A 23,567-nucleotide genomic window follows, 5' to 3' on the forward strand; every position below is an offset into this window, starting at 1 on the left:
TGCTAGAACCGAAAGGGATCCAGGCCCATGATGACCCGCATCGAGAGCACCCTGCGCCGCTGGCGCCGCCGTATCAGCCGCAGCGAGTGGCTGGCGCGGATGCTCAAGTTACAGATCAACGAGCGGGAACCGGATGCGCCCGCGCTGGTGCTGATACAAATCGATGGCCTCGCGCGCCCGCAACTCGACAAGGCACTAGCAGACGGCAAAATGCCATTTCTGAAAAGGCTGATCGAGCACGAACACTATCACCTCGATCATATGTACTCCGGCGTCCCCGCCACCACACCAGCGGTCCAGGCGGAGATTTTTTACGGCGTGAAAGCCGCGGTACCCGCGTTCGGTTTTATGTCAACGGACTCGCAGGAAATGCTGCGCATGTACGAGTCCAACGCCGCCAATAAAATCGAAAAGCGCCTCACCGATGCCGGCCACGAACCGCTGCTGAAACACGGCAGTTGCTACGTCAGTGTGTTCCGGGCAGGTGCGGAGCATGACGAAGCACATTTTTGCCCGGCATCACAAGGCTGGGGGCCGTCCCTGAAAGAAGCCGGGCCACTGGCACTCATCGTTATGTTGCTGGCGAATCTGTGGAGTGTGATACGCACACTCGGCTTGCTGTTGCTTGAGTTTATTTTGTCGCTGGTGGACTTTTTTCGCGGGCTGATCAGCGGACAGGATTTCGTGCGCGAGTTGATGTTCATCCCGACACGGATTGCCATCACTATCTTGATGCGGGAACTCTCCACCGTAGGCGTCAAAATCGATATTGCCCGCGGTCTGCCGGTCATCTACATCAATTTGCTGGGCTACGATGAACAGGCCCATCGGCGCGGGCCCAGCTCCAAGTTTGCCCACTGGACACTCAAAGGCATCGATGACGCGATCGCCCGTATCTGGCGGGCAGCGCACCGATCGTCACGTCGTCACTACGACGTATGGATCTATTCAGACCACGGTCAGGAAGACAGCACGCCCTATGAAGTGCTGCACGGGCGCAGCTTTGCCGATGCCGTTAGCGATGCACTATCGGAATTACCGGAGAACCCGCAGGGGTATCGCGCTAGCAGCAATGGTGGCGTACAGCTGCAACGGATACGACTGTTTGGCGGCCAGTGGGTGCAGAAACTTTTCCCCATTGAAAACCCGGAAAAGCGGCGCGAAGGCGAGACGCCCATGGCGCTTTCAGCTATGGGGCCACTTGCGCTGCTCTACAACATCCATTGCAAGGGTACTGCGCCGGACGTCATCGCTCGGCTGATTGTGGAAAAGACCCAGGCTCCGATGGTGCTTTACGAAGACAAGCACAGTTTCGAGGTGGGACCAGACGGCGAGAAACAAACCAAAGTGCGCGGCTGGTGGCGACATGGCGCCTTCGCTCTGCCGGAAGACGGCCACAAAATAATGGGCGACGAGCACCCCTTTGTGGATGAGGCGGTAGAAGACCTGGCGAACCTGTGCCGCCACCAGGATGCCGGTGACTTCGTTGTCAGTGGTTGGTGTGCCGGCCACCAGAGCCTGTCCTTCGCCATCGAATCCGGCAGTCACGGCGGTGCGGGGCCCAATGAGACCCACGCCTTCGCGCTGATGCCGGGAGACATTCATTTTCCCGACAATGGCCTGGAGCACTGGCGTCCGAAGGATATTCGTAACGCGGCCCTGGCGTTCCTGGAGGCGCAGCCCGCGCAGCAACTGAAATCGCCACCGGCGGTCGCCATGGCGGCCCCGCCAGACGCTAGCCCCGCGCCCCCTGCCCAAGCAAAACAACCTGAGCAAACTCTACAGGGCGGAGCCGATACCGACGACAGCGCCAGCATCAATATGCGGGTCATGACCTACAACGTGCATATCTGCAAAGGGATGGATGGCAAGATCTCACCGGAGCGCATCGCGCGCGTGATCGCGCGCTACTCACCGGATATCGTGGCCCTGCAAGAGGTCGATGTGCGCCGCAAGCGCACCGGCGGCATCGATCAGGCCCATCAAATTTCCAAATTATTATCGATGGACTGCCACTTCCAGCCAGCCATGCACGTCGAAGACGAGCGCTACGGCGATGCCATTCTGTCGCCACACCCCCTGCGCCTGATACACAAAGGTATTCTGCCAGGCCCGTCGGAAAAATCCCGCCACCACGAGCGCGCCGAACCGCGCGGAGCACTGTGGATGGAAGTGGACTTTCACGGCATAGCGGTGCAGATATTCAACACCCACCTCGGACTGACCAAAGGCGAGCGCCTGCGGCAGATCGACGCGCTGACGGGAGAGGAGTGGATGGGCAGTCCGCACTGCCCGCGGCCGCGTATTCTCGTGGGGGACTTCAATGCACTACCGGGCTCCGCCGAAATCAAACGGCTAACCAGCATCCTGGATGACACCCAAATAAAACTGCCCGGTCACAAGCCCCGCGGCACCTTTTTCAGCCGCCTGCCCAAGGCCCGAATCGATTACATATTTGTCGACCAGGCGGTGCAGGTGAACGACATCCACGTGCCGCGCAGCGAGCTTACCCGGCTGGCCTCGGATCACCTGCCACTGATCGCTGACCTGAAGATTCCGCGCACTGGCAATCGTTGACTACTTATTCAAAAAGCTTACTCAAACAGCGCGCGTACCTGGGCCTCTCGGGACGCACGCATGCCTGCGGTACGGCCCTCTTCGATGGCAATCTCCAGCGGGATGCCCTTGCGCGCACGGTAGATCGCCCAGGCGGCACCCACGCGATTACCACTGCCACAATGGAGTAGCACCGGGGCCGCGCTTGCGTCCTCAAGAAGCTCCGTCAGGCGCGCAATCTGCGCATCACTTGGCGCGCCCTTGGCGATCGGCAGGTTCACGTAGGTCATGCCGGTCGCCTCTACCGCCGCGCGCTCCTCGGAGGTACCCTCTTCCGGGGTGCGCAAATCGATGATTGTGCGGAAGCCCTTCGCCTTCAGGGAATCCACCGCAGTGAGATCAATACTGCCACCGGTGGCGATATGCGGCCGAAGGCGATTGTAATTCACCACCTCTGCCCCCATCTTGTCTCCAAAGGGAACTTGGGCAGGCTCATCGGCGTGCACAAGGGACACCAGGGCGGCGGTAGTGAGCAGGCACAGTGCAGACAGCAATTTTGGCAATTTCATTTTCTGTTCTCCCGTTTTTGCGCTATTTTGCCCCAATCAACGTAAGATCGTCGAACTCAGCGCCCACTTGAAGGTCCAAGACGCTGGTTATATGATCCCGACAGATTTCATATTCACTTCCAGGAGACGCTAATGCGCCAAGAAGTCTATACACAGTCCTCCGGAGCGCTGGATCGCTCAGAATCTGCCAAAGTACTGCGCAACACCTATGCGCTGCTGGCAATGACTGTATTGTTTAGTGCAGTCACAGCCGGGGTATCCATGGCGATTGGCATGGGGCGCGGCATGAGCCTGCTCTGTTCCATTGCGGCCATTGTGCTGGTCTGGTTCGTTCTTCCGCGCACCGCCAACTCCGCCAAGGGTATCGGTGTGGTATTCGCGTTTACCGGCCTGCTGGGCGCTTCTATCGGCCCCATGCTGAACCACTACCTGAGCCTGTCCGGTGGTAGCCAGATCGTCATGCAGGCGCTGGGCACCACGGCCCTGATCTTCTTCGCGCTGTCGGCCTATGTGCTGACCACCCGCAAGGATTTCAGCTTTATGGGTGGTTTCCTGTTCGTCGGCCTGATCGCCGTTCTGGTGTGTGCCCTGGGTCTCGTCGTTGCGAGCTTCTTTGGCGTGCACCTGCCGCTGGCCAGCGTGGCACTGAGTGGCGCGATTGCCCTGCTGTTCTCCGGGTTCATCCTGTATGACACCAGCCGCATCGTAAATGGCGGTGAGACCAACTACATCATGGCCACCACCTCGCTGTACCTGAACATCCTGAACCTGTTCACCAGCCTGCTGCACATCTTCGGCTTCGCCTCTGGCGACGACTGATCAGCCCGCTGAGCAAGTTCACACGGTGCCCCGCTCTGCGGGGCATTTTTTTATCGGTGTATAAGATGCAATTCACCCTTGTCGTTTACGGTGCGCCGCATGCCTCCGAAGGGGCCGCCACCGCCCTGCGCTTCGCCCGTGCGCTGTTGCAGTCTGGGCATAGCCTCTACCGGGTGTTTTTTTATAACGACGGTGTCCATAACGGCAGTGCGCTGGCGGCACCGCCACAGGATGAACAGGACCTGCTGTCTCAATGGCGGGAACTGCAAAGTCACCACAAGCTGGACCTGTGCATCTGTATCGCCGCTGCCCAACGCCGCGGTGTACTCAGCACCAGTGAAGCGTCGCGCCTGGAAAGGCCCTCCGCCAATCTGGCCACCGGGTTTGAACTGGCGGGGCTAGGCCAGCTGGCTGAGGCCACGGCGCTCAGCGACCGCATTGTGACGTTTGGAGGCTGACACTATGGTCTCACGCAACACGGTACTCGCCCTGTGCCGACACGCGCCCTACGGCAACAGCCTCGCCCGCGAGGGGCTGGAGGCCGTTCTCGCCTGCGCCGCAATGGACCAGGTGCCAGAGGTGCTGTTTATCAACGATGGAGTGTTCCAGCTACTGGAGCAGAGCCCCGAAGCCATCGGCGAAAAGAACCTGCGCCGCAACCTGCAGGCACTGCCGATGTTTGGCGTCGAGGCATTACACGTCTGCAGTGAAAGCCTCGCGCAGCGTGGCCTCTCTGCCGAGCAACTGGACATCCCCGGGGCAGAGCTGAAGCTGGTGAACGACACCGGCGCTTTTATCCGCAACTTCCACCATGTGCTGAGTTTTTAGCATGACCCTGCATATTGTCAGTCAATCGCCCCACGCCGGCAGCGCTTTGCGCGACTGTCTCGATGCATTTGCCGAAGGCGATGCGGTATTACTCATCGAGGATGGTGTATACGGGGCGACCGGCCAGCATGTGCTGCCGGAAAATAATACCTATTGCCTGAGCGCAGACGCCACCGCGCGTGGCGTCACTATCGCCGGGACCATCCAGGCAGTCGATGAAGCGCACTGGGTATCCTTGTGTACCGAGCACACGCCCATCGTGAGCTGGTTCAAGTAGTAGAGGTGAGTAACGCCGATGCCTGACCTGATTATCGACGGAAAAGAAATCGCGCTGGATAAGGAAGGCTTCCTGCGCAATCTGGACGACTGGAGCCCGGCAGTGGCGGAAGCGCTGGCAAGCCAGGAAAACATCGTGTTAAACGGCGATCACTGGGATGTAATACGCCTGCTTCAGGCATTTTACCGGGAGTTTGAGCTCTCCCCGGCCATGCGCCCGCTAGTGAAGTATGTCGGCCAACACCTGGGGCCAGACAAGGGACGCAGCATTTTCCTGATGCAACTGTTCCCACCGAGCCCAGCCAAAATTGGCAGCAAGATCGCCGGACTGCCCAAACCCACCAATTGCCTTTAGCCCCATCTGGGCCTCGGCCCGTCGTCAGTTGCCGAGATGCGCGATCACCCGGCGCTTGCCCGTGTGATGGCGGTGTTCCCACAAATAAATCCCCTGCCAAGTGCCCAGCGCGAGGTGCCCGCCGATCACCGGGATACTCAGGCTGCAAGCGGTCAGCGCCGACTTGATGTGCGCGGGCATATCGTCCGGTCCCTCTAGGGTGTGCGTGTACAGCGGATCATTCTCCGGCACCAGCCGGTTCAGCCAGCGCTCCAGGTCCACCCGGGCGCTGGGATCGGCGTTTTCCTGAATCAACAGGCTAGCGGACGTGTGCTGAATGAACAGGGTGCACAACCCATCGCCGCCATAGCTTTGACCCGCCAGCCAATGGGCCACATCACCGGTAAACTCGTGCAGCCCCTGCCCGCGCACTACAATTTCCAATTGCCCCACGGCCATTGTCCTACTCCTGTATCACTTTCGCGTATAATCCGCGCCCGATTGATTTCACCAGATACGGCTCTTTTTCATGGCTCTTCACCGCGTAAATACTGACGATTACCAGCAGCAACTGGACCAGAAGGTGGACCGCCTGCGGGCGGATTTCGCCCCGTTCACCGATCTGGAACCCGAGGTATTTCCGTCACCGCCCAGCCACTACCGCCTGCGCGCAGAATTCAAAATGTGGCAGGAAGGCGGCCGCGTCGACTACGCCATGTACAAGCAAGGCGAGTACAAAAAGCCGTTTATCATCGACGAGTTTACCGTCGGCTCTCGCCGGATCAATGCGTTGATGCCGCCATTGCTCGATGCGATCAACCAGAGCGAGATCCTGCGCAAGCGACTGTTCTGCACCGAATTCCTCACCACTCTGAGCGGCGATGCCCTAATTACCCTGATCTATCACAAACCGCTGGATGAATCCTGGGAGCAGGAAGCGCGAGCACTGCAGGCATCCCTCGGCGTTCCCATTCTGGGGCGCTCACGCAAGCAAAAGCTGGTGCTGGAGCGGGACTACGTAATCGAGAAGCTGGCAATCGATGGGCGTACCTATCAGTACAAACAGGTAGAAGGCAGCTTCACACAACCGAACGGAGACATCTGCCGCGCCATGATCCACTGGGCGAGAAGCTGCTGTGACGACAGCAGCGGCGATCTGCTTGAGCTCTACTGTGGCAATGGCAACTTCACCATTCCTTTGGCGGAAAAGTTCCGCAAGGTACTGGCAACTGAAATTTCCAAGGTATCCGTGAACGCAGCCCAGGAGAACATTGCCGCGAACGAGGTAGAGAATCTGGATATCCTGCGCCTGTCCAGCGAGGAATTCACCCAGGCCATCGACAAGGTGCGCCCCTTCCGTCGCCTGAAGGACTTCGATCTGGACAGCTACGACTTCTCAACGGTGTTGGTAGACCCACCCCGCGCCGGGCTGGATGCGGACACCTGTGCAATGGTCGCCCGCTATCCGCGCATCCTCTATATCTCGTGTAACCCGGAAACCCAGTTGGAAAACCTCAAGGCACTGAGCAAAACCCACAAGATCGAGCGCTTTGCGATATTCGACCAATTCCCCTATACCGATCACACCGAATCCGGCGTGCTTCTGGTCAAGAAATAAAATCAGGCATTAGAAATTGCGGCCGAGAATACGCTTGGCCGCATCCAGCGCAAAATCCCGGTACTCGGACTCGACCCGCGCCATTTCCTTCTCAAAGGCAAACTTTTCCTTGCGGGAAAGCTTCTTCCAGTCTTCCAGAATCGGGATGTGGCTGGTCTGGTCAGACACCTGATAAAACGCCACAAACTCCTCTTTCACCGCCGGCTCCACTTGCAAGGAATCCAGTAAAACCCGGATACGCAGCGAGGCCTCCGTCAGACCCACCCCCTCATCGAGCAGCGTTTTGGCGATAATCTGGATGCTGGTATTGACCCGGTCGCGCTGCGCCTCTGCGGCAGCCTCCATCTCCTCCAGCTGTTGGGTCTGGCGTTTACGCGCCTTGCGCAATTCCAGACAGTAATAGGTAGCCACCGCCGACAATACGAAAATGATCAAGCCGGCAATTACCAGTATCCATACAGGTACTTCAGTCATGGGAGATACACCTTCAACAACGCCAGCCCCAGGCTCGCGGTAACAATAGAAAATAAAGTGCTGATTGCAATAATGTTGGCCGCCAGCTGGCTGTTGCCACCGAGCGCACGGGCCATAATAAAAGACGCCGAAGCGGTGGGCGCAGCCGCGAGCAGCAGCAAGATCGCCAACCCCTGCCCATGCAGGCCAAACAATAGACCGACACCCACCAGTATGACCGGGACCACCAGCAACTTGAATCCGCTGGCCGCAAACGCACCGAACGAGCTGCGCCGCAGCATGCTCAAATCCAGGCTCGCACCGATGCACAATAGCGCCAGCGGCAAGGTCACCGATGCCAGGTAATCACCGGTCTGCACAATCACTTGTGGCAGCTGTAGCCCGACGGTTTTCGCGATTAACGCCAGCACAATAGCCACAATCAATGGGTTGCGCAAAATGTCCACGCCCAATTTTTTCCAGCTGAACTTTGCTTTCTGGCTGTACACCGCAAACAACGCCACCGCGGCGATGTTGTAGAAGATGGTAATCACGGCCATCAACAAAGCGGCCTGAGCCAGGCCAGATGCACCATAGGCATTTGCCGCCCAGGCCAAGCCGATAATCCCCAGGTTCCCGCGGAAAGCACCCTGAATAAACGCACTGCGGTCACCGTACTCCAGTGGCCGCGCGAGTAACCACGCCAGCGGCACCGTCAACATGGTGCCGATCAGACCAGCCAACAATAGTGGCCACTCATCACCGAGGTGGGCATCGGATGCGAAAATATTGAAAAACAATAACGCCGGCAGTGTAACCAGGAATACCAGCCTGGAGGCGTCATCGACAAACGATTCGCTCAGCAGTTTCACCCGCGCCAGCCAGTAACCCACCAGCAACGTAAGAAAGATCGGTGCGGTGACCGAAAGGGCAAAGGAAAACGTTTCGACGATCGCGTCCAAAACTTATTCCACTTCGCTCTCGGCAGCCACCGGCTCGGGTGCTGGCAACGAGTGGCTGTCTGCAGCCTTTTCGCGCAGATCCGCGGCAATCTGCTTGCGAGTCTTGGCCCCCAGCTTGCGCAGGCTGTCGATACGCTTCACCGCGTTGCCGCGGCCGGTGGCCAGTCGCTTGTAGGTTTCCTGAAAGGCCTCATCGGCCTGGCGGATACGCCCACCCAGGTTGTCGAGGGATTCCAGCACCAGCGCAAACTGGTCGTGCAGTTTGCCCGCCTCATCAGCGATTTTTTCCGCATTCTTGTTTTGCTTCTCGTAGCGCCAGATGTTCTCTACCGTGCGCAGGGTCGCCATCAGGCTGGTGGGGCTCACCAGTACAATCTGGCGCTCGTAGGCAAAGCGGAACATTTCCGGGTCGGCCTGCATGGCCAGCATGTACGCCGCCTCAATGGGCACGAAAATAAAAACAAAATCGAGGGTACGCACACCTTCGAGTTGTTCGTAGGCCTTCTTGTTCAGACCGGTAATGTGCGCGCGCAGAGAGTTGACGTGCTGCTTGAGCGCCTGGCTGCGCTCCTCATCGGTTTCCGCAGACGCGTAGCGCTCGTAATCCACCAGGGAGACCTTGGAATCGATGATCAGGTCCTTGTTCTCCGGCAGGCGCACAATCACGTCCGGCTGGCGACGACGGCCATCAGCGGTGTTGTCTTTCAGGGAAACCTGGGTTTCGTATTCGCGCCCCTTCTGCAGGCCGGATTCCTCCAGCAGGCGCTCCAGCACCACTTCGCCCCAGTTGCCCTGGATCTTGCGGTCGCCCTTGAGTGCGGAGGTCAGGTTCAGGGCCTCGTCGCTGATACGCTGGGTCTGCTCCCGCAGCGCCTTGATCTGTCCCAGCAGGCTGTTGCGCTCGGCGTTCTCACGGTCGTAGACATGCTCCACCCGCTTGCGGAAGTCACCCAGCTGGCGCTCCAGCGGGTCGAGGCTCTTGCGCAGGCTGTCTTCACTGCGGCGCACGAACATCTGCTGTTTTTCTTCGAAAATGCGGTTGGCGAGGTTTTCGAACTGCTGGGTCATGGATGCGCGGGTCTGCTCCAGCTGCTGCTTCTGTTCCGCCAGCGCCGCCTCGCTCCTCTCCACCAGCACCTGGTAGCGCGCCAGTTGCTGGGATTTGCTCGCCAGCTCGTCTCGCAGTTGCTGAATTTCCAAGCTCTGTTGGGTCTCACGCTCACGGCCCGCCTCCTGCTGGGCGGCCAGTACCTGCTGCTCGCTGCGCAGCTGATGTAGCTGACTGACCAGACGGGACCTGCCCGCCCAGAACACCAGCAGCAACAGCGCCAGCACGGCCACACCGGCGAGAATGGCCTGTTCGAGAGAGATTTGCAGGGGAAACCAGGTCATAAAAAATCACTTAAACTTATTACAGGGCACCGGCTGAGGTATTCTTGCCGGCCAGCAGTCCGTATCGGGAGACAGGTTTTTACATGCCTAAAGGAAGCGGCCATTCTAACAAGGCGCCCAGTGCATTGATATTCGATTCCGGCGTCGGCGCCATCAGTATCGCGCGGGAGATCCGTCGCCAGATACCCGGCCTCACCCTGCACTTCGGCATCGACAATGCGTTCTACCCCTACGGCAACAAGTCAGAAGACGTACTTCGGCCGCGCATCGTCGAGGTCTCCCGCCATATGATGGCCGCCTGCAACGCGGATATCCTCGTGGTGGGCTGCAATACCGCCAGCACCCTCGCCCTGCCCTCCCTACGTGAAGTTCTGGAGCAGCCTGTGGTGGGGGTTGTGCCCGCCATCAAGCCCGCGGCTGCGGCCAGCCGCTCCGGCACCATTGCCCTCATCGCGACCGAGGGCACCGTGAACCGCCACTACACCCGTGGACTGATCGAGGAATTTGCTCCCAGCAACCGGGTCATCAACGTGCCCGCACCGGAACTCGTGGCCCTGGCCGAAGCCAAGCTGCGCGGCGAGCCGATTTCCGCGGCCGACCTGGCGCCCGTGATCGAGCGCATCTTTGCCGGGCCGGATGGCGACACCGTAGACACCGCGGTACTCGCCTGCACCCACTTTCCCCTGCTGCGGGATGAACTCGCCGCGGCCGCACCACGGCCCCTGACCTGGCTGGATTCCGGGGATGCCATCGCCCGGCGCGTGCGCTGGTGGCTTGAGGAGCTGAGCATCCCCCTGCCGGAAACACCGGCAAACAGCCTGCTGCTCGCCAGTAGCAGCGACAACCACAGCGTCATGCTGCGCGCTTTCTCCGAATTCGCCCCGGAATACCGCGCTACCGCCATCCCGGTTAGACTGTAAGTCCGCGCACTCGCGGCAACCTCAAATTCGATAAATCAATAAGCGTTTTTCATGCTGCAACCCGCATTCCCCCTGCTGCAGATCCTCGATCAGCTGCCCGAAGGTGGCCTGCTGCTTACCCCGACCAACCGCCTGCGCAACCGCTGCCAGCAGGTGTACGGTATCGGCCAGCAAGCCAGTAAAAACTGGGCGCCGCCCGCCGTAGAGTCGCTGCAGGGCTGGCTGGACAAACTCTGGTTTCAGTTGCAGCAAACGCAGTGGCCGCCCGCCATGTGCCGGGTGCTCAACAAGGAACAGCGCCAACTTTTGTGGCAGCAGTGCGTGGAGGAGACCCTCGAAAAGGGGCTGATCAACACCCAGCAACTGGCGGCCAACTGCGATACCGCCCTCGCCCAGCTGATCCAGTGGCAACGCATCGATACGCTCGACGAAATCGAATCGGCGCTGGCACCGCACTGGGAAAAGACCGGGCTGTTGCCGGAAGATTACGCACTGCTCAAGGTACTGCCGCTGTTTCACCAGCAGTTGCAACAGCGCAACGCCATCACGCCGGATCAACGGGACCAGCGGATCAGCCGCGCCTTCGCAGACAATCAGCTGCCGAAACTGCCGCAGATTTCCCTGGCCGGATTCGTACAGCACTCGCCGCTGGTGGAGCAGCTCTTCCAGCGTGCCAGTGACACGCGGCAGAATTTTCCGATCCCCGACAATACCGATGCCCGCGTACGGGTGGCGCAATGCCACAACCTGGAAGAAGAACTGGTGCAGGCCGCCCGCTGGTCCGCGGAAAAGTTGCGCCAGAATCCGGACAGCAGTATCGGGGTCGTGGTCAACAATCTCGGCCAGTGTCGCCCGCTGGTGGAGCGGGTGTTTGCCCGCGTGCTTGAGCCCCAGTGGCTCGATCCCGCGCAACCCGCCTATACACTGCCGTTCAACTTTTCTGCCGGTACACCACTAGCAAAAACACCGGTCGGCGCAGCCACCCTGCAGCTGCTGGAAACCCTGCGCGACACTTTTGATTACAGCGCGCTGCGCAACCTGTTGTTCTCACCATTCTGGGGTACGCAAGACCCCGTAGAACTGCATCTGCGCAGCACCCTGTTCCGGCGACTGCAAAAACTGGAGCTGCGCGAGATACCGGGCAATGTGCTGCGCACCTGGGCAGAAAAGCTCGCCGCCGAACTGGCCCCAGAAAGCCCGCTGCCCTCACAACTAAACCAGTTGGGGGACTGGGCCCGACGCTGGCAGCGCGCCCCCGCCGAAGTGTGGGCACAGCGGTTTTCCGAGCTACTCACCCGCCTGCAGTGGCCGGGCAACCGCAACCCAAACAGCCAGGAATACCAGCAGCTGATGCTGTGGGAGCAGGCGCTGGAAAATTTCGCCGGCCTTACCGAATTCGGCGGAGCCCAGCCGCTCAGCAAAGCGCTGCAACTGTTGCGGCAAATTGCCAGCCGCACGCCCTTTCAGGCAGAAACCCGCGATGGCCCGCTGCAGATTCTCGGCGTTCTGGAAGCCGGCGGTCTCGCGTTCGATCATTTGCGGCTGGTGGGCTTCGGCCAGCAACAGTGGCCGCCGCCCCCCTCTCCCAACCCCATGCTGCCGGTCCTCTGGCAGAAAGAATGGAAAATGCCGCGCGCCAGTGCCGAGCGCGAGCTGGAACTTGCCCAGCAGTTGACCGCCGACCTGCTCAACAGCAGTGACGATATCGTGGTTAGCTACGCCTGCGAGGAGGATGGCGTGGGACAGTCGCTCAGCGCCCTGTTCGAGTCGCCGCAACCGGCAGAATCCTTCGCGCAGGATTCACTCGCTGCCCACTACCAGACTCTCGAAGGTGCGCCCGAGCTGGCAAAAATCCCGGATGCCACCCTGCCTCCCCTGAGCGCAGAAGACTGCGCGCAGGTGCGCGGCGGTGCCGGAGTGCTCAAGGCCCAGGCACTCTGCCCGCTGAACGCCCAGTTGCGCTATCGACTGGGTGCGGAGGAATACGCGGAGCCTGGGCTCGGGCTGAGTGCTGCTGAGCGGGGCAACCTGATCCACGAAATGCTCGCCGCCTTCTGGATTCAGTGCAAAAGCTCACAGCAGCTCGCGGCCATGACACCGGAGCAGCGGGCGCTGCAGATCCGATCCAGTATCGACACCGCCATCGCCCGCCTGAACCGCAAGCACCCGGAACTGCCGCCCAAGTTCTGGGAACTGGAGCAGGTGCGCCTGCAGGATATTTTCCAGCAGTGGCTGCCCCTCGAGCAGGAGCGGCCGGTTTTTACCGTGGAACAGGTGGAGACCGCCCTCACGGTGACCCTGCAGGGCCTCACGTTTACCCTGCGTCTGGATCGCCTGGACAGCCTCGTTGAAGGCGAGCAACTGGTAATCGACTACAAAACCGGGCAGACCTCCGTGAGCGACTGGCTGCAGGAGCGTGTACGAGAGCCCCAGCTGCCGCTCTACGCCCTGTTTCACCCGCAGGCCAAAGCCGTCGCCTTTGGCGCGGTGAAAAACGGCAGCTGTAAATATCAGGGCTGTGGAGAGCTCACCCATCCGGTCAACGGCATCAAATCCGTGGCGGATAGCCAGAAGGAAAAAGAGCCCGACCTGATCCACTGGGACCAGCTCAAACAGCACTGGCAACAGGCGCTGGAAGGCCTCGCGGACGAATACAAAACCGGACACGCGATTCTCGCGTTCGATCGCCCGGCAGACAACGACAACCAGAAATCCCTGTGGCCACTGAATCGCTGGCCGGAACGACAGCAATAACACCATGACAACGCCTGTACCCGTAGATGCCCATGAGCGCGCGCAAGCCCTGGAGATCACCGAAAGCTTTGCGGTGTCGGCGCCCGCCGGCTCCGGCAAGACCGGCCTGCTCACCCAGCGCCTGCTGAAGCTGCTCGGCGCCTGCCAGCAGCCCGAAGAAGTGCTCGCCATCACCTTCACCCGCAAAGCCGCCGGCGAAATGCGCGAGCGCCTGCTGGACGCACTGCTGGATGCCCGGGACAATCCGGAACCGGAAAATCCCCACGGCAAAATCACCTGGCAACTGGCGCGGAACCTCCTGGCCCACGACCAGCAACAGGGGTGGCACCTGCTGCAAAGCCCGCAGCGCCTGCGCATCCAGACCATCGACGGCCTGTGCCGCAATATTGCCAGCCAGCTGCCTATCGACAGCGGCCTCGGCGCACCCGGTGAACCACTGGATCAGCCGGCGATCGCCTACGAGATGGCCATCGCCAACCTGCTGAAAAAACTCGAACGGGAAGAACTCGACGAGGACCTGGGCCGACTGTTGCTGCATCTGGACAACAATCTTCCGCAAGTCAGCGACATGCTGAAAACCCTGCTGGAGAAACGGGAACAATGGCTGGAGCCGTTGCTCTCGGTACACGATGAAGTCGCCGAAGATTATTTCACCCAGGTGATCAAGGAGCTAATCAACGGGCAATTGGTCGTGTTCAAGAACTGCCTTGGCAGCTTCGCCGGCGAGCTGCTGCAGCTGGCGGATTACGCCGGCAGCAACCTGCAGCAAGAGAAGCCCGGGCATATTGTCGGCAACCTCGCCGGTATCAGCGCCCTGCCCCCCTGCGACGACACTGGCCTGACACAGTGGCTGGCACTGGCAGAGCTACTGGCAACAGGCACCGGTACGCTGCGCAAATCCGTCAACAAGACCATCGGCTTTCCCGCCGCCGACAAGAACTGTCCTGACCCCGAGCGGGCAAAAGCCCACAAAGAACGCATGACCGCCCTACTGGAGTCCATGCAGGATGTGCCCGAGGTACTCGATGTCATCGCCGAAGTACGCACCCTGCCCGCCGGCATGGACGACAGCCAGTGGCAGATCCTGCGCGCCATGGCGCGGGTGCTGCCGCTGCTGGTGGCGGAACTCAAGCTGGTCTTTCAACAACTGGGGAGCACCGACTTTACCGAGGTGGCGCAGGCGGCACTGGCGGCGCTGGGGGACACTGACTCCCCCACCGATGTCGCGCTGAAACTGGACGTACAGATCCGCCACATTCTGGTGGACGAGTTTCAGGATACCTCGCAGCTACAGCTGGAACTGCTGCAAAAACTCACCGCCGGCTGGGAACCCGACGACGGCCGCAGCCTGTTTATCGTGGGCGACGGCATGCAGTCCTGTTACGGATTCCGCAATGCCAACGTGGGTATTTTTCTCGATGCGCGCAATGAAGGCATCGGCGAATTGCCGTTGACGCCACTCAACCTGCAGGTGAACTTCCGCTCCAGCAATGCCGTGGTGGACTGGGTCAACCGCACGTTTGTCCGCGCGTTCCCCCCCCGGGACAATATCAGCCGCGGCGCAGTGCGCTACCTGGATTCGGTCGCCTTCAAACCGCGGGATTGGGAGGGCGAGCCGGTCAGTTTCTACGGTTGCGTGGACGACGAAGACCGCTTGCAGGAAGCCGAACAAGCGGTTTCTATTGTTCAGGACCTGCAGTCCCGGGCACCAGAAGACCGTATCGCGATTCTGGTGCGCAATAAAAAACACCTGCAACAGATTCTGCCCGCGCTGACCCGTGCCGGCATTGCCTATCAGGCCCAGGACCTGGCCCCCCTCGCCAGCAAAATGGTCGTGCTTGATCTGCTGAGCCTCACACGCGCGCTGCAGGACCCCAGCGACCGTACCAGCTGGTTGGCCGTACTGCGCGCGCCCTGGTGCGGGCTGGCATTACCGGACCTGTTTACACTCGCCAATTTCGATGCGGGCGAAATGGGCCCTCGCGATCCCCGGGTAACCCCCATTCTCAATACGCTCAGTAATCCGCAAGCCCTTGCGGCACTGAGCACCGATGGTCGCGCACGGCTGGAGCGCTGCCTGCCGCACTTGCTGGAAAGCTGGCAGCAACGGGGGCGCAAGCCACTGCGCGTATTCCTCGAAGGCCTGTGGCTCGCCCTCGGTGGTCCCGCCACCGTCGCCGACCGGCGCGAGCTGAGTAACGCCGCGGACTTTTTCCAGCTGCTTGAGAAGTATGACCACGGTGGCGGCATCGCCGACTGGCCCGCGTTCGAGCAGGCACTGGAAAAGCTCTTCGCCCGCCCAGCACAGGAAGCGCGGGTGCAGGTCATGACCATTCACAAATCCAAGGGGCTGGAGTTCGAGCACGTGCTCATTCCCGGGCTGGACAAGTCCGGTGGTGCCGGCGGCAGCGACCAGCTGCTGCGCTGGTGCAGCTGGCTCAACAGCGATGCCCACACCCGCTTCCTGCTCGCGCCAAAAAGCCCACGCAGCGGCAAAGATCCGCTGTATGCCCACGTAAAGCACGACAACAGCGAACGTGAGCGTTTGGAGGGCACGCGCCTGCTGTATGTAGGCTGCACCCGCGCCATTCACAGCCTGCACTTGCTGGCCTGCGTAAAATCCTCTGACAAGAAAAATGAAGACTACAAGGCACCCACCGCCGCCTCACTGCTGGCCTGTATCTGGCCGACTCTGAGCGACAACCAGGGCAGCCCCTGGTGCCACTGGCTGCAGACTGACACCCCGACGCAACAGACGGAATACCGGGACCACAGTTACCTGCTGCACCTGCCCCAGGACTGGCGGCCGCCCGCCTTCCCGCGTGAGGACTATCTCGCCCGCTATCGTATGGGCGACTTCCAGCGTGATGACAGTGAAGAGGCCAACCTGCCGGAACTCGGACAGGTGCAACAGCGCTGGTTCCGCCACGCGGGTACCGTCGCCCACGAAACCCTGGCCACGCTCACCGAATCGCCCGAGCGCCTCGCGACACCCGCGCAGCAGCTCATCGAGGAGCTGCGCCCACTCTGGCAGCTGCGCCTTGGTCAGCTTGGACTGAATGGCAGCAGCCTGGAAAAGGCGCAGGAGAAAGTGGAACAGGCCATTGTGCGCACGCTGGACTGCAAAACCGGGCGCTGGCTACTGGATGCCAAACACGCTGATAGCACTGCGGAACTCGAGCTGCACAGTGGTGGACGCGAGCTCAGGCGCAGCATCATCGACCGTACGTTTATCGATGCAAAAGGCAGCCGCTGGATCATTGATTATAAAACCGCGGAACCCGCCGCTGCTGAGCCTACGGAAGCGTTTGTGGCCAACCAGCTAGAGCAGTACCGCCATCAGCTGGAAAACTACCGCCGGCTGTTTTACCAGCGCGGCGAGAAAACCGTGCGTTGCGCGCTCTACTTCCCGCTGCTACAGCACATGGCCGAACTGCCCAATTGACCGCGGAACACCACCCGTTTTGCAGCCCTGGGGATGGGCAAGCAGGGAACTGCCCATCCCCCTTCGCGTCTTGCCGCCCCGTCAACATGCAACCACATCCCTGCCATACGCCATTTAGCCGGACAAATGTTTCGAATCAGGAACAAACCGGTGACACCTAAAACTGTTTCAAATGAAACCCTAGCCCTCTCCCCTGTCACTGGTTAGCATTAGCTCCCCGCAGCACACGGGCTGTGGGCACGGAAGCCATTAAATTTTTGAAAAGTAGTGATTCAACCATGACCACGCAGCAGTTCGACGACCTGAATGTCGTCTCCCAGGACATCCTGATCACACCGGAAGCGCTGAAATCGGAACTGCCCGTCAGCGAGGTTGCCGAAGCCTCGGTCGCCGCCGGTCGCGCCGCCGTGCGCGACATTCTGGACCGCAAAGACCACCGCCTGATGGTGGTGATCGGCCCCTGCTCCGTTCACGATGTGGACGCGGCCATTGATTATGCCAAGCGCCTCAAGGCACTGGCCGACAAGGTGTCCGATACCCTGCTGATCGTCATGCGCGTGTATTTTGAAAAGCCCCGCACCACCGTGGGCTGGAAAGGCCTGATCAACGACCCGCACCTGGACGACTCGTTCAAGATCGAAGATGGGCTGCACATCGGCCGCAAGTTGCTGCTGGACATCGCCGAGCTGGGCCTGCCCACCTCCACAGAAGCGCTGGACCCCATCTCGCCCCAGTATTTGCAGGACCTGATCTCCTGGTCCGCCATCGGCGCACGCACGACCGAATCCCAGACCCACCGGGAAATGGCCAGCGGCCTGTCCTCTGCCGTGGGTTTCAAGAACGGCACCGACGGCAGCCTTGAAGTCGCCATCAACGCGCTTCAGTCCACTGCGAATCCGCACCGCTTCCTGGGTATCAACAAAAAAGGCCAGGTGGCCATTATCCACACCGCCGGCAACAAATACGGCCATGTGGTATTGCGTGGCGGTAACGAAAAGCCCAATTACGACTCGGTCAGTGTGGCCATGTGTGAGAAAGAGCTGAAAGCAGCCGGGCTGGTGCCGAACATCATGGTGGATTGCAGCCATGCCAACTCCAATAAAAATCACGAGTTGCAGCCGCTGGTGGTCGACAACGTCACTCACCAGATTCTCGACGGCAACAACTCCATCATTGGCATCATGGTTGAGAGCAACCTGAAGGCCGGCAACCAGAAAATCAGCAGCGACCGCAGCCAGATGGAATACGGCGTTTCGGTCACCGACAAATGCATCGACTGGGAAACCACGGAAGCACTGCTGCTGAAAATGGCGGAACAGCTGCGTACGCCCCTCAAGGCCAGACAAGGCTAAGCCGCAGAATTTGCCATCAAACAAAGGGCCAGCAACGCTGGCCCTTTGTGTTTCCGCCGTAGCGCTTCCCCGCCGTTGGATATGCTGTAAGATTCTGGCTATCGCGTTTGACACAAGGTCCGGGCTACCAGCATGTCCAGAATCAACTACCACCACCTGTATTACTTCTGGCGGGTTGCGTGTGCGGAAAATCTCACACAAGTAGCCAAGGACATCCACCTGTCGCAATCGGCGATCTCCGCACAGCTCAAGCAATTCCAGCATAACCTGGGGGTGGACCTGTTCGAGCGTCAGGGCCGGAAACTGGTGCTCACCGGTGAGGGTCGGAAAGTACTCGACTATGCGAACGAAATATTCGCCAAAGGCGAGGAGCTGGAACAGCTGATCGCACAGGGCTTCGCACCCACCGGGCAACATGTCTCTATCGGTGTCCTGAACAACCTGTCACGTAATTTCGTGGAGAGCTTTATCCTGCCCCTGCTGGAAGATGCTGAAACCACGTTTTCTTTGCATACCAGCACCATGCCCAATCTGTTGAACGGGCTTGAAAACTACCAGTACGACGTGATTCTCACCAACCACAATGTAGAGGTGGGGCTACAGGAGCCCATGTGGCGGAGCGAGCTGCTCTCGCGTCAGGCCATCGCGGTGGTTTCCTCCTCCAAACCACCCCGCCGGCGCAGCTTCCCGGACAGCTATCGCAATGCCCACTGGGTTTTGCCCTCCAAAAACAGTGAAGTTCGTTCCGCATTTACGGTGCTCTGTGCCAAGCACCAGTACCACCCCAGCATAAAGGCGGAAACAGACGATATGGCCATGCTGCGCCTGCTGGCCCGGGATAGCGGCGCCTACTCGGTGCTGCCTGAAGTTGTGGTCCGCGATGAAATCGCCCAGGGCACCCTGCATGTACACCAGAGTCTTCCGGATGCCTTTGAGCATTTTTATGCAGTGACCCTGGCAAACAGGGCAATCCCGGAAAACGTACAGGATTTGATCGAGAAAGTGCGCGCCCAGCGCTGAATCCCGCGACCCGACAGTTCACTTTCACTACATATTATTGAATATTACGTTAAATTAAATCGAAGGTTTAACCAAAACACAGTGTAATGAGCACCAGTTATTCGTTTTAAGTTAACGAATACAGAAAATTTTTCGATTTTCTGTATAACCCTGAGAGTGGTTTACTTGCGCCCACTCACTCAGGGGGTCTTCATGTCATCTTTGCCATTCACACTGTCACTTATCTCGCTACCACTGTTCTGGCTGGTTCTTGCCCGTTTTGGCAATAAAACATCCTTCGCAAAACGGAACTGGCTGTTGTCTCGGCTTTCCATCGTCGGATCGTTAACCCTGCTGGCACTGCTGCTGGCGATTTTCTGGGTGCAACCGCCGCTTACCGGAGAGCTCCTGTTCAAGCTCACACCCATCAACACGGCGGTAATCACGGTCGTGGTGTTGATTGGTGGCGTTATCGTGCGCTATTCGCGGAACTACATGACGGGTGAGACATGTTACCCGGCATTTTTTCGCTGGATGAAACTCACATTGGCCGCCGTGGTCGTCACGTTGATGTCCAATCATCTCGCCGTCTTCTGGCTGGGCTGGCTCTGCGTGAGCTTATCGCTGCACCGTTTACTGGTGCTCTACCCGGATCGACCGCGGGCGGTGCTGGGTGCGCACAAAAAGTTTTTCGTAGCGCGCTTGTCCGAGACGCTCATGCTCGCAGGATTTGCCCTGCTCTACTGGGTTTTCCAAACGCCCTACATTGATGATCTGCTCGTCTCCCTCGCGCAAATTGATACGCTGCCACAGCAGCAACGCCATCTGGTTGAAGCCGCCGCAATTTTGCTGGCGAGCGCAGCCATCCTGAAGTGTGCGCAGCTGCCCTTTCACGGTTGGCTGATCAACGTGGTGGAGGCGCCGACTCCGGTCAGCGCACTGCTCCATGCTGGTGTTATCAACCTGGGGGGCTACCTGTTGCTGGCCTTTGCCCCGCTGATTGCCCTGTTCCCCAGCGCACAATGGTTAATCCTCGTGTGTGCCGGACTCAGCACAATTTTCGCCGCGCTCATTATGAGCACCCGGGTCAGCGTTAAAGTTCGGCTCGCCTGGTCTACCTCGTCGCAGATGGGGCTCATGTTGATCGAGTGCGCACTGGGGCTTTACGCACTGGCGCTGGTCCACCTCGTCGCACACGCGCTGTATAAGGCCTTCGCCTTCCTGAACAGTGGCAGCGCCGTCAGCGAGCAGGTTGCCTCCAGCATTGCCGGGATGGAATTGCCACGGGGCAAGATGCTACTAGCGAGCGCACTAATCACCGCACTCGGTGCCGGCGCGGCGATCTGGCTGATCGACTGGCAGTCCCCCATCGCCCCCTGGGTGCTCCTGACCCTGTCTCTGGTATCGCTGCTCGCAATCGGCACCGTGCAACCCTCTCGTTCCGCGCTCATGTCCGCAATCACGGTCACGCTGGGCCTTGCCGCCAGTTATGTCATTGCCAAGACCCTTGCAGGCACCTATCTGCTGGAAGAACTCCCCGCGCCTGTAGCCGGCCTGTCTGCAATGGATCTCTGGATCTCCACCCTGTTTGTTCTGTTGTTCGCCGTATCCTGGCTGCTCAAACTGCAGGCCCACCGGTCATGGGTACAGAAACTCAAGCAAACACTGTTTGCGGGCTTATATCTTGATGAATGGTTTACCCGGGCAACCCTGAAGCTCTGGCCCGTCTACCTGCGTGAAAGCACACCAACCAATGCCGCGAAAGCCTCCGTCACTACTATCGGGAGCCGATAATGTCCGTTGTCAGTCTCATTTCTCGAACGTCTTCTACGAACCCGGTTGCACAGGCCGTCAAAAGTGCCTGTGCATCCGTGGCACCCAGCTGGCCGCTCGATCAGATGATCGCGGTCAATCCATACTGGCAACAGATACACGCGCCATTTAGCGAAATCTCGGCCAAACTTGCCGCCCTGTCGGGTATCCGCTCGGTGATGCCCCACACGCACTGGCTGACGCTCTACCGCAAAGGGGAGATCACCGATCAGGCACTGAAAGCGGTTATTCAGCGACGCAAACTGGCAATGCCGCCAGCGCAATGTGTGGCACTCCTGGAGGACCCGCCTGCGCGGCCGGCGCAGTGGCAAACACTGGCCGCGCTGTTCGATCAGCACCGTGACGAATCCCAAATGTGCTGGCGTGACGAGCTGCTGTATCAAACCAGCCAGTTCTGCGCGGCCTATTTTCAGTCCGACAGTCCGGTAGAGCGCGTCGAGAATGCCAGTGCAGGCGAAGCGCTGTTTCGCAGCTGGCGCCTGGCGATTAATCGCGATGCCGGTATCGGTATCCTCATGGGCACGCGGAGCCTGAAACCCATCTTGCAGGCCCTCCCCAACTCCATGGAAGCGCTGATCGAGCAGGCCACGGACGCCCTGGGCATCGAGGCCGACAATGCGGAGTGCTATTTCCAGTCCCTGCTATTTGGCATCAACGGCTGGGCGTCTTATCTCGCGTACCGATCCTGGCATCAGGCGACCGATGAAATGCAGGGGCTGCTGGCGATCACCCTGGCGTGGGAATGGATCATCTGGCAGTACGCGGAAAAGCATCAACCGGACATTGCCGCGCAAGTGCGCTTGCGGTGGCAGACCGAGCGCCTGCAGCTCGAGCAAAAAATCCAGCAACATTACGACTACGAAACCCTGCTGTGGATTTGCTTCGAGGCATTTGAATACAAGCAGCAACAGCGCATGCAATCCCTGCTACTACAAGGCAAGACCACCCCGGTCACTTCAGAAGTGGAGGTGCAGGCGCTGTTTTGTATCGATGTGCGTTCGGAAGTTGTGCGCCGCGCACTGGAGTCACAGAGCCCGACCATCCAGACTCTGGGCTATGCGGGCTTCTTCGGCATGCCCATCCATTACCAGCCTGAGCACACGAGCGTCCAGCGGCCACAAATGCCAGGCCTGATTACCACGGGCATTACTGCCAGCGAACGTCAAACGTCGCCGACCCGCATCCGACCGTACCAGCAGGGCGCGGCGTGGAAAAGCTGGAGCCAGTCCCCTATTGGCGGTTTCTCCATGGTGGAGTCCGCCGGCTGGTGGTATGCCTTCAAGATGCTGAAAAACATGTGGCTACCCTCCCCCTCGGAACAGCCCATGAATCGCCTTAGCCACCACCACGATTGGGTACTGAACGAGAATGGCAACCCGCTCGACCTCGACCACTGCACGGCGCTGGCCGCCGGCGCTTTGCGCACCATCGGCATCAAACACTTTGCGCCGACGGTGCTGTTGATCGGGCACACCAGTGAAACGGCCAACAATCTGCACGCAGCCGGGCTGGAATGCGGGGCCTGTGGCGGCCAGTCCGGTGAAGTGAATGTGCGGGTATTGGCCACACTGTTGAACCGCGAGGACATCCGCGCACAGCTGAATGATCAGGGCTTCAATATTCCCGCCAACACCCGCTTCATTCCTGGATTGCACAACACCACTACCGACGACGTCACCTGCTTTGACGACACACTGCCGGGCAAACTCCAGCACTGGCTGACCAGTGCCCGCAGCGCGGCGCAAAGCGAGCGTGCGCGACACTTTCCCGGGGGCCTTGCGCTGGAGTCCGATAAAAAACGCAACCGCCTGTTCAAGCGTCGCGGCAGAGACTGGTCGCAGGTTCAGCCCGAATGGGGTTTGGCCGGCAACCGCGCACTGATCATGGCACCGCGCGCGTGGACACGGGGTATCGACCTGGATGGGCGCTGCTTCCTGCACGACTACATCTGGCAACAAGATGATGAGCGCAAGGTGCTGGAGCAGCTGATGACGGCGCCGATGATCGTCACCAACTGGATCAATATGCAATACAACGCCTCGGTGACCGACAACACCAAGTTTGGTAGCGGCAACAAAGTCCTGCACAACGCCGTGGGCAACAACATTGGTGTATTTGAAGGAAACAGCGGAGACCTGCGTATCGGGCTTTCCAAACAGTCACTGCATAACGGCGAACAGTGGATGCACATCCCTGAGCGGTTGAGTGTCTACATCGCTGCGCCACGCCAGGCCATTGCCGAGGTGGTCGCCAAACATGACATGCTCAGAAACCTGATCGACAACGACTGGCTGTACCTGTTCAGCTGGAAACAACACGGCACCATTGATCGCTACTACCAAGGTGCCTGGCATCAGTCTGCTGGGCATTGCATGTAAAACCTTACAGCCCCCTCCGCGACCGGATCGCCCTGTACCCACTCTACGACCTTGGTCTAGTGGCCATCGCGAAACGGTC

The 23,567-nt window shown here is 59.7% G+C and carries 19 protein-coding genes; 14 read left to right on the top strand and 5 right to left on the bottom strand.

Annotated elements, in window-relative coordinates; all coding sequences use genetic code 11:
• Positions 1–27 precede the first annotated feature (27 nt).
• Positions 28–2,577 carry an endonuclease/exonuclease/phosphatase family protein gene (locus tag AU182_RS16275; protein WP_082859360.1) on the top strand — a complete coding sequence of 850 codons (2,550 nt, stop codon included), beginning with the start codon at positions 28–30 and terminating at the stop codon, positions 2,575–2,577.
• Positions 2,578–2,594: 17 nt separating this feature from the next.
• Here the strand turns inward: AU182_RS16275 and AU182_RS10500 are convergent, their stop codons facing one another.
• Positions 2,595–3,125 carry a beta-lactamase hydrolase domain-containing protein gene (locus tag AU182_RS10500; RefSeq protein WP_082859361.1) on the bottom strand — a complete coding sequence of 177 codons (531 nt, stop codon included), beginning with the start codon at positions 3,123–3,125 and terminating at the stop codon, positions 2,595–2,597.
• Positions 3,126–3,257: 132 nt separating this feature from the next.
• Here AU182_RS10500 and AU182_RS10505 point away from each other — a divergent pair, with 132 nt between their 5' ends.
• From AU182_RS10505 to AU182_RS10525, 5 genes are all read left to right on the top strand, one after another.
• A complete protein-coding gene (locus AU182_RS10505; protein ID WP_066964633.1) occupies positions 3,258–3,944 on the top strand; it encodes a Bax inhibitor-1/YccA family protein in 687 nt (228 codons plus the stop codon).
• A gap of 65 nt (positions 3,945–4,009) precedes the next feature.
• The gene (gene tusD / locus AU182_RS10510; protein ID WP_066964635.1) at positions 4,010–4,402 is read left to right on the top strand and encodes a sulfurtransferase complex subunit TusD; all 393 of its coding nucleotides are present in this window, start codon (positions 4,010–4,012) and stop codon (positions 4,400–4,402) included.
• 4 nt (positions 4,403–4,406) lie between these two features.
• Complete coding sequence (gene tusC / locus AU182_RS10515; RefSeq protein ID WP_066964639.1) at positions 4,407–4,772, top strand: sulfurtransferase complex subunit TusC; 366 nt, start codon at positions 4,407–4,409, stop codon at positions 4,770–4,772.
• 1 nt (position 4,773) lies between these two features.
• Positions 4,774–5,049: a sulfurtransferase complex subunit TusB gene (gene tusB / locus AU182_RS10520; protein WP_066964641.1), complete on the top strand. Its 276-nt coding sequence runs from the start codon at positions 4,774–4,776 to the stop codon at positions 5,047–5,049.
• Between the two features lie 18 nt (positions 5,050–5,067).
• Positions 5,068–5,403 carry a TusE/DsrC/DsvC family sulfur relay protein gene (locus tag AU182_RS10525; protein WP_066964644.1) on the top strand — a complete coding sequence of 112 codons (336 nt, stop codon included), beginning with the start codon at positions 5,068–5,070 and terminating at the stop codon, positions 5,401–5,403.
• A gap of 24 nt (positions 5,404–5,427) precedes the next feature.
• Here AU182_RS10525 and AU182_RS10530 read toward each other — a convergent pair whose 3' ends face one another.
• Positions 5,428–5,841 (bottom strand): secondary thiamine-phosphate synthase enzyme YjbQ, encoded by a 414-nt coding sequence (locus tag AU182_RS10530; protein WP_066964646.1) that lies wholly within the window; start codon positions 5,839–5,841, stop codon positions 5,428–5,430.
• A 70-nt stretch (positions 5,842–5,911) separates the two neighbouring features.
• Between AU182_RS10530 and trmA the strand changes: the two genes are divergently transcribed.
• Positions 5,912–7,000 (top strand): tRNA (uridine(54)-C5)-methyltransferase TrmA, encoded by a 1,089-nt coding sequence (gene trmA / locus AU182_RS10535; protein ID WP_066964648.1) that lies wholly within the window; start codon positions 5,912–5,914, stop codon positions 6,998–7,000.
• A 9-nt stretch (positions 7,001–7,009) separates the two neighbouring features.
• Here trmA and AU182_RS10540 read toward each other — a convergent pair whose 3' ends face one another.
• The 3 genes from AU182_RS10540 to rmuC are packed head-to-tail and all read right to left on the bottom strand — an operon-like array spanning position 7,010 to position 9,807.
• Positions 7,010–7,474 (bottom strand): DUF2489 domain-containing protein, encoded by a 465-nt coding sequence (locus AU182_RS10540; protein ID WP_066964655.1) that lies wholly within the window; start codon positions 7,472–7,474, stop codon positions 7,010–7,012.
• Positions 7,471–8,415 carry an AEC family transporter gene (locus AU182_RS10545; RefSeq protein ID WP_066964658.1) on the bottom strand — a complete coding sequence of 315 codons (945 nt, stop codon included), beginning with the start codon at positions 8,413–8,415 and terminating at the stop codon, positions 7,471–7,473. Before AU182_RS10545 ends, AU182_RS10540 begins: the two co-directional genes overlap by 4 nt.
• A gap of 3 nt (positions 8,416–8,418) precedes the next feature.
• Positions 8,419–9,807, bottom strand: a complete 1,389-nt coding sequence (gene rmuC / locus AU182_RS10550) for a DNA recombination protein RmuC (protein WP_066964661.1) — start codon at positions 9,805–9,807, stop codon at positions 8,419–8,421.
• Positions 9,808–9,890: 83 nt separating this feature from the next.
• Between rmuC and murI the strand changes: the two genes are divergently transcribed.
• From murI to AU182_RS10585, 7 genes are all read left to right on the top strand, one after another.
• On the top strand, positions 9,891–10,727 hold the full coding sequence (murI, locus tag AU182_RS10555; RefSeq protein WP_066964663.1) for a glutamate racemase: 837 nt from the start codon (positions 9,891–9,893) through the stop codon (positions 10,725–10,727).
• 51 nt (positions 10,728–10,778) lie between these two features.
• Positions 10,779–13,481, top strand: coding sequence for a PD-(D/E)XK nuclease family protein (locus tag AU182_RS10560; protein ID WP_066964665.1), 2,703 nt, complete (start codon positions 10,779–10,781; stop codon positions 13,479–13,481).
• Between the two features lie 4 nt (positions 13,482–13,485).
• Complete coding sequence (locus tag AU182_RS10565) at positions 13,486–16,926, top strand: exodeoxyribonuclease V subunit beta (RefSeq protein ID WP_066964667.1); 3,441 nt, start codon at positions 13,486–13,488, stop codon at positions 16,924–16,926.
• Positions 16,927–17,204: 278 nt separating this feature from the next.
• On the top strand, positions 17,205–18,278 hold the full coding sequence (locus tag AU182_RS10570) for a 3-deoxy-7-phosphoheptulonate synthase (protein ID WP_066964670.1): 1,074 nt from the start codon (positions 17,205–17,207) through the stop codon (positions 18,276–18,278).
• A 132-nt stretch (positions 18,279–18,410) separates the two neighbouring features.
• A complete protein-coding gene (locus tag AU182_RS10575; RefSeq protein WP_066964673.1) occupies positions 18,411–19,298 on the top strand; it encodes a LysR family transcriptional regulator in 888 nt (295 codons plus the stop codon).
• Positions 19,299–19,490: 192 nt separating this feature from the next.
• On the top strand, positions 19,491–21,071 hold the full coding sequence (locus AU182_RS10580) for an NADH-quinone oxidoreductase subunit L (protein WP_066964676.1): 1,581 nt from the start codon (positions 19,491–19,493) through the stop codon (positions 21,069–21,071).
• Entirely contained in the window at positions 21,071–23,488 is a 2,418-nt protein-coding gene (locus AU182_RS10585) for a YbcC family protein (RefSeq protein WP_066964679.1), read from the top strand. Before AU182_RS10580 ends, AU182_RS10585 begins: the two co-directional genes overlap by 1 nt.
• Positions 23,489–23,567: the final 79 nt, after the last annotated feature.

Origin of the sequence: Microbulbifer sp. Q7, assembly GCF_001639145.1 — a bacterium.
Classification (GTDB): Bacteria; Pseudomonadota; Gammaproteobacteria; order Pseudomonadales; family Cellvibrionaceae; genus Microbulbifer.

Coding starts and splice junctions, on each gene's coding strand:
- AU182_RS16275 (WP_082859360.1), top strand. CDS start 28: ATGATGACCCGCATCGAGAGCACCCTGCGCCGCTGGCGCCGCCGTATC.
- AU182_RS10500 (WP_082859361.1), bottom strand. CDS start 3,125: ATGAAATTGCCAAAATTGCTGTCTGCACTGTGCCTGCTCACTACCGCC.
- AU182_RS10505 (WP_066964633.1), top strand. CDS start 3,258: ATGCGCCAAGAAGTCTATACACAGTCCTCCGGAGCGCTGGATCGCTCA.
- tusD (WP_066964635.1), top strand. CDS start 4,010: ATGCAATTCACCCTTGTCGTTTACGGTGCGCCGCATGCCTCCGAAGGG.
- tusC (WP_066964639.1), top strand. CDS start 4,407: ATGGTCTCACGCAACACGGTACTCGCCCTGTGCCGACACGCGCCCTAC.
- tusB (WP_066964641.1), top strand. CDS start 4,774: ATGACCCTGCATATTGTCAGTCAATCGCCCCACGCCGGCAGCGCTTTG.
- AU182_RS10525 (WP_066964644.1), top strand. CDS start 5,068: ATGCCTGACCTGATTATCGACGGAAAAGAAATCGCGCTGGATAAGGAA.
- AU182_RS10530 (WP_066964646.1), bottom strand. CDS start 5,841: ATGGCCGTGGGGCAATTGGAAATTGTAGTGCGCGGGCAGGGGCTGCAC.
- trmA (WP_066964648.1), top strand. CDS start 5,912: ATGGCTCTTCACCGCGTAAATACTGACGATTACCAGCAGCAACTGGAC.
- AU182_RS10540 (WP_066964655.1), bottom strand. CDS start 7,474: ATGACTGAAGTACCTGTATGGATACTGGTAATTGCCGGCTTGATCATT.
- rmuC (WP_066964661.1), bottom strand. CDS start 9,807: ATGACCTGGTTTCCCCTGCAAATCTCTCTCGAACAGGCCATTCTCGCC.
- murI (WP_066964663.1), top strand. CDS start 9,891: ATGCCTAAAGGAAGCGGCCATTCTAACAAGGCGCCCAGTGCATTGATA.
- AU182_RS10560 (WP_066964665.1), top strand. CDS start 10,779: ATGCTGCAACCCGCATTCCCCCTGCTGCAGATCCTCGATCAGCTGCCC.
- AU182_RS10565 (WP_066964667.1), top strand. CDS start 13,486: ATGACAACGCCTGTACCCGTAGATGCCCATGAGCGCGCGCAAGCCCTG.
- AU182_RS10570 (WP_066964670.1), top strand. CDS start 17,205: ATGACCACGCAGCAGTTCGACGACCTGAATGTCGTCTCCCAGGACATC.
- AU182_RS10575 (WP_066964673.1), top strand. CDS start 18,411: ATGTCCAGAATCAACTACCACCACCTGTATTACTTCTGGCGGGTTGCG.
- AU182_RS10580 (WP_066964676.1), top strand. CDS start 19,491: ATGTCATCTTTGCCATTCACACTGTCACTTATCTCGCTACCACTGTTC.
- AU182_RS10585 (WP_066964679.1), top strand. CDS start 21,071: ATGTCCGTTGTCAGTCTCATTTCTCGAACGTCTTCTACGAACCCGGTT.